The sequence below is a fragment of the Vibrio sp. Vb1554 genome, from assembly GCF_033344235.1.
This window is the reverse complement of sequence record NZ_JAWPOJ010000057.1, coordinates 1-10151: the sequence shown is the minus strand read 5'-3', so window position 1 is coordinate 10151 and position 10151 is coordinate 1. Positions and strand designations below refer to the sequence as shown.

The 10151-nt window shown below is 43.6% G+C and carries 4 protein-coding genes and 2 pseudogenes; 1 reads left to right on the top strand and 5 read right to left on the bottom strand.

What is annotated here, in order from left to right; translation table 11 throughout:
* From R8N28_RS23250 to R8N28_RS23230, 5 genes and pseudogenes are all read right to left on the bottom strand, one after another.
* A pseudogene (locus R8N28_RS23250) lies at nt 1-602 on the bottom strand (hypothetical protein); the annotation flags it as partial.
* Nucleotides 603-605: 3 nt separating this feature from the next.
* Nucleotides 606-1550 (bottom strand): hypothetical protein, encoded by a 945-nt coding sequence (locus tag R8N28_RS23245; RefSeq protein ID WP_318183462.1) that lies wholly within the window; start codon nt 1548-1550, stop codon nt 606-608.
* 3 nt (nt 1551-1553) lie between these two features.
* The gene (locus tag R8N28_RS23240) at nt 1554-2498 is read right to left on the bottom strand and encodes a hypothetical protein (RefSeq protein ID WP_206959910.1); all 945 of its coding nucleotides are present in this window, start codon (nt 2496-2498) and stop codon (nt 1554-1556) included.
* Nucleotides 2499-2501: 3 nt separating this feature from the next.
* Nucleotides 2502-5999, bottom strand: coding sequence for a T6SS effector BTH_I2691 family protein (locus tag R8N28_RS23235; protein ID WP_318183461.1), 3498 nt, complete (start codon nt 5997-5999; stop codon nt 2502-2504).
* A 262-nt stretch (nt 6000-6261) separates the two neighbouring features.
* Complete coding sequence (locus R8N28_RS23230) at nt 6262-8595, bottom strand: YgiQ family radical SAM protein (protein WP_318183460.1); 2334 nt, start codon at nt 8593-8595, stop codon at nt 6262-6264.
* 425 nt (nt 8596-9020) lie between these two features.
* On the opposite strand from R8N28_RS23230, the pseudogene R8N28_RS23225 reads away from it, so the two are divergent.
* Nucleotides 9021-10070: pseudogene (locus tag R8N28_RS23225) on the top strand (PAS domain-containing protein); the annotation flags it as partial.
* Between the last annotated feature and the right edge of the window lie 81 nt (nt 10071-10151).

Sequence of the window (10151 nt, the reverse complement as noted above, 5' to 3'; positions counted from 1 at the left end):
CGATATCTGCATATGTCCTGCTTAAAATAGAATTGGATCACTTTCCTTTTCTTGTTGTAGTCCGCAAACAGCCAATCTTCTCGTTCGCCTACTCTCACTTCTGTTGCTTCATCAGGCTGTCGTTTAAGCATACCAAATGAAACCAATATAAACCCACCAGCTCCGGCAAGAACCATGGGTCCAGCAACCCCAACCATCACGACACAAACTATTGCTCCAATCCAGCCCATGGCTTGAGTCGCAGAGTTGACCCAATTCGGTAAATCACGTCGTTTTTTTATAACCAATCCGCGATCGGACAAGATGTAATCATAACGATTGTCCAAACCAAATGTCAGATAAGATACACCAGACATGATTATCGTTAGACCCGATAAAATATAAGTTAAGATCATGTCACTGTTATCATGTAGGAAATAGGTAAGGAAAAATAATGGACTGACAGCGGCTATAGCAATCGATAGGTATAAGTATCGAAAAGGCTCTTCAATATCGTGCTTGTGCCAGGTTGTGAGATCTTTCCCCTTTAGAATTTGTTGCTCTTGTTCTTCTTGATAAGCCGAAAGCTCGTCTGGCGTGATGTAAAAAGGTAAATAAGCCAAGGGTTACTCTTTGGCTGTTGTTAGTTCAGATTTAGATTTTTCAATCTCAGATTCGGTTTGCCACTTGCCGTTGTAAAGGTATTCTTGCTCTGGGAGAGGGGCGTTCGAAGCCCTTAAATCAAATACCTCATCGGTTTGATATTCTCTATTACAAACAGGAATGTTAAACAGTCTAGCTTCTGGCTTCGATTCAAACAGCTTTTTGTGGTCATCTACCTCTGTACAATCCAGCTTATATTCCGTAGCTAACTGATTTACCATCGACTCTAAGTCCGTTTCAGTTTTGAAAAATACGTAGCAATCGGATCTACTGTGTGAACGGAAAATAGTTCTGTGAGCAGTGTCGATATATTCACACTTATCCTGCTTAAAGTAGAACTGGATCACTTTGCGCTTTTTGTTGTAGTCGGCAAACAACCAATCTTCACGCTCTCCAACTCTCACTTCTGTTGGTTCATCAGGCTGACGTTTAAGCATTTTAAAGGAGACTAATATAAAAGCACCAGCGCCTGCTAACGCCATCGGGCCAACCATCGCTACCATCACCACACACACCACTGCACCTATCCAGCCAACGGCTTGCGTGGCGGTATTCACCCACTTAGGCATGTTGCGACGTTTCTTCATCACAAAGCCATTGTCAGAAAAAATATAGTCATAGCGATAGTCGAGGCCAATCGTAAGGTAAAAGGCTCCAGATACAATCACCGACAAAATAAAAGAAAAAATAGTTACGTCAACCGTGTCACTCGTGTGTATAAACAAAGTTAATAGGAATGGAGCGATCACAAATGGAAGCGCAAAAAGTTTAAAGTAATAGCGAAATGGTTCCTCTACATCATACTTGTGCCATGTTCTGACATTATCGCCTGCGAGTATTTCTTGCTCTTGTGCCTCTTGATAAACTGCCAACTCTTCTGGGGTGATGTAAAATGGTGAATATGCCAAGGGTTACTCCAGAGCTGTAGTTAGTTTAGACTTTGATTGTTCGATTTCAGACTCGGTTTGCCACTTGCCGTTGTAAAGGTATTCACGCTCAGGAAGTGGGGCATTTGACGCCCTTAAATCAAATACCTCTTCGGTTTGATATTCTCTACTACAAACTGGAATACTAAAGAGCCTTGATTCTGGCTTCGATTCAAACAGCTTTTTGTGGTCATCTACCTCTGTACAATCCAGCTTATATTCCGTAGCTAACTGATTTACCATCGACTCTAAGTCCGTTTCAGTTTTGAAAAATACGTAGCAATCGGATCTACTGTGTGAACGGAAAATAGTTCTGTGAGCAGTGTCGATATATTCACACTTATCCTGCTTAAAGTAGAACTGGATCACTTTGCGCTTTTTGTTGTAGTCGGCAAACAACCAATCTTCACGCTCTCCAATTCTCACTTCTGTTGGTTCATCGGGCTTGCGTTTTAACATACCAAATGAGAATAAAATAAGAGCGCCCGCTCCAGCTAACGCCATCGGGCCAACTACCGCTACCATCAAAACGCAAACTACCGCACCGATCCAGCCAACGGCTTGTGTGGCGGTATTCGCCCACTTAGGCATGTTGCGACGCTTCTTCATCACAAAGCCTTTGTCAGAAAAGATATAGTCATAGCGATAGTCGAGGCCAATCGTAAGATAAAAGATCCCGGCCATCATTACTGACAAGATAAGGCCAAAAAAGGTCACGACAAGCGTATCACTTGAGTGTGTCAAAAATACAATTACAAATAAGAAGCTCATAAATGGCAAAGCCGTTAACTTGTAATGGTAGCGAAATGGCTCTTCTACATCATACTTATGCCATGTTGTTAAATTGTCCCCTTTGAGAATCTCTTGCTCTTGTGCTTCTTGATAAACCGCCAATTCTTCTGGGGTGATATAAAACGGTGAATATGCCAAGGGTTACTCCTGAAAACCTAGTGTGCCAACAGCGGGGGTGAGTGTTTTTTTAATTATGTCTTGTTTGATATTGTCTGAAATAATGCCATAAGTTGCACTCTGTTTTATGCCGTTTTGGAACCAATACTCACGCTTAGCAGGGGCATCATCTTCCACATCGTAAGCTACTTGCATTGCAAGGTAATGATCTGCTTCTTCAATTGGCAAGGTTACTTTGTACACCAGTGATTCTTTGCTCGCTTGATCTTGAGTTTGTAGCGTGACTAAATCTGCGTTTTGATGCCACGAGCCTGACATCAAATCATCTTCTGTTGCCTTGCTGTTAGTTCTCAACGTAATACCATTCGTTGCAGCACGCCTTGGCAGTTGAATATGCACTTCCAAACCGATTAACTCACGATGTGTGTAACCTGGGTAAGCTTGTACTTTTTCAATAGGTTGATGGTATACCGTAGGCTGTTGAATAATAGATTGTAAGTCAAACAGCGCTTGCTGAACCAATGCTGAATTATGCTTCTCTCTTTCGGGTAAGCTCGAAGATTGGCTCCACTGAGTGCGAGTCGGGTGATAACCCCAAGGCAGTTTATCTAACCATTTTTGGAAATCATCTTGTTTCAGTTTATTCAACTTATAATTGATGGCCAGGTATGCAATCGTGAGAATAACCAGGCCGGCCGTTATAGGCCCGCCAAAGGATAAGTTTAATGCAAATTGTCCAGTTAACCCTCCGTATACTTGGAATATACCGACAGCTGACATTGCTGTTAATACTAGGGAATTTGCTACATGCAGATATTTTTCTTGACCATAAACTTTGTCAGCACTCTGCCAAGAACGGTAAGCCTCAATACCCGAAGCTAACGCACCTAAAGCCCCTGTGATTGCTAGCCATTTATTGAATACCTTTAGGTCATCAAGGTTTAAGTTTTTAAAGGTATCTTCGTTTCTATTCACTAACTTTTTTAAGACATTATATGAATGTGACCTTAACCTAGGTTCACCCTTCACTTTCTCCCATAACTTACCTGTACGAACACCTGTCCAAGCGTTGACTGTGTAAAATAACTTTTGCTGGATATCCAAAAATTCATCTGAGGACATTAACCCCGTGTCTTGAATACTGCTCATGGCATCACCAAGCGCGATGCAGTTAAATATTAATGCCAGAAAGCCTAGACCACCGGCATTCTCGAACAGTTTATTCAAATCATTGAGCTTATTCATCACGATCCGCGTTCTAAGCTCGATGGTTCTTTGAGGTAGATCATCAGGTAACTCAATGTACTGCGGGTACTCCAATGTAGCTACAGCGAGAGCCTTCTTAATAGTCTTTTTATTTTTTAAAGCTGTTGTGTATTTAGAGTCAGCTTTGCGGTTATTTTTCTGGAAGTCAGCAATGATTGCATCGTTTTTTTCGAGCTTAATCAGATAATCATTTACGCGTGTTTTCCATTTTTTAAAATCGCGAGCGTAACCTTCTTTTATTGTTACGGGCATGTTGTGTGCCATATGTTCTGCAATAACGGCAAATAAATAATAGCTATGACGGTTCAGAGGTTTAGCGAAAACAGGCATCAGCGAAATTGATACTTGTGAGGTCATGCTAACACCAAACTCTACAACGCCTTTTGCAAGCGCACCTATTGCAGATTTAAAAATAATATCCAGCTCTTGGAAACCTTTGGCGATATCTTTGAGAAAGGCTGTTTCCGCAGTGTTTGGGTTGGAAACAAAGTCCATGATCTTAGAGTACATATTCACGCGGTTGCTGGTATCAGATATCTGGTCCATCAACTGATTATCAGGATCAGGATTTTCTGAGACGATCGACTGTTCATCAAGCGCCTCTGTAATATTCTTCTCCATCACTTTAAATAAACTACGACTAAACCCAGAGGCATAGAGAGCAAGTAAACTGGTTGGTTTCTCCCATTGGCTTTCAGCCCATTGGCGGTCTTCTTCTTGTATCACCAAAGTAAATGACTCAACCGCTTGCTTGTGTAGTTGATACAAGCTGTACTGCGTGTCTTCGCTGTATAGGTCGAAGGTTCTTTCGAGATGATGCGGCGTTAAGGACTCCATTACTGCGATAAAGTCGCGTTTGACCGAAACCACTTGGGCTAGCATGGTTTCTTTTTGTTCTGACAGCTCTTGCATCTCGCTCAGCATTTGCTTCCAGTTGAGCTGCTGACGCCAGCGTTCAGTCGCTATCCATTGTTCGTATTTACCAAAACGGCTCGCAGAAATTCGATATTTGTCCTGTATCGCTTTAGCAATGTCACTTTGGGTATGTTGGTGTGATTCAATCGCTCCAGCGGAAAATTTAGCAGGATAGCCGGACTGAACTGAGCTTTTGTTCTGCTCTGCCAAATCAAGTTGGTGAGAGGAGTCATAATAGTCAGCCATGTCGGTATAAAACGACAGCTCTTCGCCGTTACGCTTAACGCTAGCTGGCATGTCTATCTCGTCACTTGCACCAAACATACACAGTTGCATGGCGGTCTGCATCAAGTTCCACTGGTTTGAAAACTGGTCAGTGAAAAGGCGGTAAGGGCTTGCGGCACCAACAAAATGCAGTGACATATCTTGAATGTCTGCGGCGTAATCTTTTATCGCGACGAAGTAGCCTGATTCTTCTTCTGGAATCGCAGAGGTTAAATCGCTTTCGACTGCGACAGGTTTAAAGACAGAACCATCTTCATCTGCTTTGGTGGCGATGCCAGAATCCGCAAAGCGACCATCATCGACGGCAGAAGATTCAATATCAGCGACTTGGGTTAACTTATCTATTGGTGCAATGTTGTGCTGATTCTCGTTTGAGGACAGAACAATGGTTTGCATGCGATCGATATGATTACTCGGATTGTTAAGTACGCGCATGAACGTGTGCCATGTCCACCGGTGCTCAGAGAAGCAAATCGATAGTACGCTTCCGTTGACGTAAGTAAGGAAGGGCTTTGCATCTTGTGGTGTCCCACGCTGCTCTGATTTTGGGCTTTCTGATTCTCCCAACTTATAGAGCGTGAATTGCGTTCCTTTGATTTCGTATTCGTCTAAGCTTTTGTTGATTGCATCATAGACATACAGCCAACCGTCGCGCAGTTGACGCAGGGTGTAACCAACGGTATTGAGTTTGGCTGGGCCTTGCCCTTTCCATGCTTCAGGCAAACCAAAAGGTTGTGTCTCTTCTGTTTCTAGCTGATCGATGGCATAGCGGACTGGGATAAAGTGCGCAGGTGATGCTTCCGTTGCTTCTTTCTCAGTTTTTAAATTGAGAGGCTCTGGTTCAGACGGCGGTGGCGGATCGATTTTTTTTGTTTCTCCCTCCCAAAACATACTGCGCTCTGGGGGTGAGCCAGCAAGATCATCGGATTCCGTGGTTGGAACGATATTCAGCGATTTCAGTGTACCATCGCTTTCAAATGCCTGAACGGCCTCCTCATAGGTATAGCTGTTGTCATACCAGAACATAGAAATTTTTGGGGGAAGTGGATTATTCATCGTTAGCCCATGTTTAAGAGTTTTATTCTATTACGCAAATATCGCACCAAAATAAAGCAATTAAAAATCAATGAGTTAGATTTTTATGGTTTTGCGTCAATCAAATAATTGTTTGTTTTTCCAATAAGTTGGTTGGTGTTTACCATTTTTTGTATTGATTGAATCAAAGTTTTAGTTGTGAGTGATGCCTCAATGAGCCGACAAAACAAAAGGGCTCCAGAGTTACCTCTGGAGCCCTTTCTAGTATTTAAGTGCTAAAGAGTTAGCGACGCTTTGGTTTACGTTGACCAGCTGGTTTGCTTTGTCCTTGTGGGCGACCTTGGCCTTGCGGCTTGCTACCTGCCGGGCGGTTTTCACCGTTGCCGCTAGGACGTTGGCCGTTGCTTGCAGGGCGTTGACCACCTGTAGCTTTACCCGAACCGTTACGGTTGCCAGATGGTTTACCATCTTTTGAACCGCCTTCAGAACGTTTGTTCAAATGACCACCGAAGCCTGGTTGGTTTTTGGTATGTTTGGTTGCAAAGCGGTTTGCCCCGTGACGACCAGATTTACGACGTTGCGCAGGTGTTTGTGCTTCAATGTCTTCTGCAGGAACGAGACAGCCTTGTTTGTCACCAATCAAATGTTTTTTACCCATACTGACTAGGGCTTCACGGATCATTGGCCAGTTTGCTGGATCGTGGTAACGCAACAGCGCTTTATGTAGGCGACGTTGACGTTCACCTTTTGCTACAGGTACATCTTCACGTTTTTTGTACTTCACGCGTTTCAGAGGGTTTGTCTCTGAGTAGTACATCGACGTTGCGTTACACATTGGCGAAGGGTAGAAGTTTTGTACTTGGTCACATTCGAAGTTGTTCTTTTTCAGCCACAGAGCAAGGTTCAGCATGTCTTCGTCTTCTGTGCCTGGGTGCGCAGAGATAAAATAAGGGATTAAGTACTGCTTCTTGCCTGCTTCTGCACTGTATTTCTCGAACATCTCTTTAAAGCGATCGTACGTACCCATGCCTGGCTTCATCATTAGATCAAGAGGACCTTTCTCTGTATGTTCCGGTGCAATCTTCAAGTAACCGCCTACGTGGTGAGTCACGAGCTCTTTCACGTATTCTGGTGATTCAATCGCAAGGTCGTAACGTACGCCAGATGCAACCATCACTTTCTTCACGCCTTCAACTTTACGCGCTTCGCGGTATAAATCGATCGTGTGTTTGTGGTCTGTGTTTAGCTTGTTACAGATGCCCGGGAATACACAAGAAGGACGACGACAGTTCGCTTCCGCTTTTGGATCTTTACAGCCCAGGCGGTACATGTTTGCAGTCGGGCCACCAAGATCGGAAATTGTGCCGGTAAAGCCTGGAACTTTGTCCCGAATTTCTTCAATCTCGTTGATGATAGACTCTTTCGAACGGTTTTGAATGATTCGACCTTCATGCTCGGTAATCGAACAGAAAGAACAGCCACCAAAGCAACCACGCATGATGTTTACAGACGTCTTGATCATGTCGTACGCAGGAATTTTTGCTTTCCCGTACATAGGGTGAGGGACACGCGCGTAAGGCAGGCCAAACACAAAGTCCATCTCTTCGGTCGTCAATGGAATTGGCGCTTGGTTTACCCAAAGTTCACGATCACCATGGCTTTGAAGTAACGCTCGACCAGAGTACGGGTTCGTTTCTAAATGCAGTACACGGCTTGCATGCGCATAAAGAATGCGATCGTTTCTTAGCTTTTCAAACGAAGGTAAACGGACCGCAGTCGTCGCAGCATCGTGGCGTGATGGGCGAATTGTGATTGGTTGTGCAACTGGCTCGTCTTTTTTAGTTTCACACTGAGTTTCTACTTCGTATGGGTTCTTTGGTACGAACGCTTCTTTACGAGGTTTTTCAATGCGAGAAGAATCAATAACCGTGTAGCCTTCTGGCGCCGCTGGCAAGTTCACGGCAGTACCACGAATATTGGTCATGGTGCTGATGTCTTCGCCGTTTGCGATGCGATGTGCTACTTCGACAAGTGCGCGCTCTGCGTTACCAAAAAGTAGGATGTCTGCTTTTGCATCAAACAGTACAGAACGGCGAACTTTATCTGACCAGTAATCGTAGTGTGCCACACGGCGTAGGCTAGCTTCGATACCACCTAAAACAATAGGTACTTCTTTGTAAGCTTCACGACAACGCTGAGAGTAAACCAAAGTCGCTCGGTCTGGGCGTTTACCACCTTCGTTATTCGGTGTGTACGCGTCATCGTGACGAAGCTTTTTATCCGCGGTGTAACGGTTGATCATGGAGTCCATGTTACCCGCAGTGATCCCGAAGAACAGATTTGGCTTACCAAGTTGCATGAACGCATCTTTATTTTGCCATTCTGGTTGAGCAATGATACCGACACGGAAACCCTGCGCTTCTAGCAGACGGCCAATGATAGCCATACCAAAGCTCGGGTGATCCACATAAGCGTCACCGGTTACAATGATAATGTCACAGCTATCCCATCCTAGGGCATCCATTTCTTTGCGACTGGTCGGCAAGAAAGGTGCCGTACCAAAACACTCTGCCCAGTATTTTTTGTACTCATGAATAGGAGTGATGTTATTGGTCATATTTTGCTCTCTGTTCCAGGGAGCGCGAATTATAGCGATTTGATTATCAGGTATCTATAACAAACTCATCTATTCCAGCTTAGTTCATCGAGTTTTATTTGGTTTGTAAAAATATCAATGCTCTATCGGCGATTTTCTGTCTAATTTCACCTTGAAAGCCTCATGGTTATAGATCGGTTCATGAAAAATGTCGCAATCTTAATACAAAACATAAGCAATGGTGTGCTTATGTGGGGTAAAGCCTATAATCAAATTAGTGCATATTAAATGCAAAAGGCTGAGCTGCTCTGGAAATAGTTCTAAGTCGATAGGCTTATCGTTGACACAATCTATCTATAAAGAGGATCGGCAGGTCCCAACTGGAATGTCGCGAATTGACTGTGAATTTTGAGCCTTGGGCTAATTACAAAAAAAGGGGCTAGGGTATGAGTGAATCTACGACAACAGTGCATCCAAAAATGCAAACGACTTCCAGTCTAACTCCTGTTATAGAGTGGTCTTACGATATTGATACTCGCGAGTTCGAATGTGATCAGCAAGGAATGGCAAAGGCATTTGGGATAAGTACGCCAGTAACCAGCCTAAATAACTTGTTTGATCATATGCTGATGGGGCAACAAGAAACGCTAAAACAACGAATTCTAGAAGTGGAACTCTTTGGCGGACGGGGGCGGTTTTCTTGTTGCATGATGCTAAAAAACGTTAACTTAGTGCACGTTACTATTAGTTTTGAAAGGCTCAATAAGCGCATTATCCAAGGCACTATCATTCCACAATTAACAATCACTGGTTGCGAGGAGTTAGCGAAAATCCTCGAAACGATTTTTGATTTGCCAAATGTAGGCGTTTTAGTTGCCGATGAAGATACGCGCATCTTAGGTTGTAACCGTGCCTTTGAGTTACAAATGGGCTATCAAAACCGAGATCTGGTTGGGCTTAAAACTCATATTTTCAGTACCTCTCACCATAGCCAAGCGTTTTATGATCAGCTGTGGCAGCAAATTAATGATGAAGGATGTTGGTGTGGTAACTTGCTGAGCAAAACAGCAAACGGTAGCAACCAAGCTCATCATCTTTGTATTTACCGACTTACGTTTCATTCTGGACGAATTCTTTATCTCGGATTTTCTACGGATATTTCTGCTTCGTTGTTGTGGATGAAAAATCGTTGTGAACAACAGCATGATTGGGCTGCCTTTTTACCAACGAGGAAAGAATTTGAACTCCAATTAGCTACCTTAGCGAATGAAAGCAGAAATAAAGAACTCAACATTGTTATGACACTCAGACCCAAGTTTTCGGAGAGATACTTGCTTGAACAGCAATTAGGTTTTGCAGATTTTATTATGCGAAGTCGCTACACCAGTATTGCGGGGCAGTTATCTCGGGACGTGTTTGTCGTATGCTTGCAGACCCCTCATTGTCAATGGTTGAGCCCGGTTCGTTTGATCCAAATTGCCATGAAAGGATTCTTTAATGGTAACTCTTCACCCGCGAGCTATTGACTGTGGTTTACGCTAGGAATGCTGGCACCTGATAATTCACTTTAAGCATGT

What these genes read in the sequence shown, in the direction of transcription:
- R8N28_RS23235 (WP_318183461.1), bottom strand. Translation starts at nt 5,999, where the DNA reads ATGAATAATCCACTTCCCCCAAAAATTTCTATGTTCTGGTATGACAAC.
- R8N28_RS23230 (WP_318183460.1), bottom strand. Translation starts at nt 8,595, where the DNA reads ATGACCAATAACATCACTCCTATTCATGAGTACAAAAAATACTGGGCA.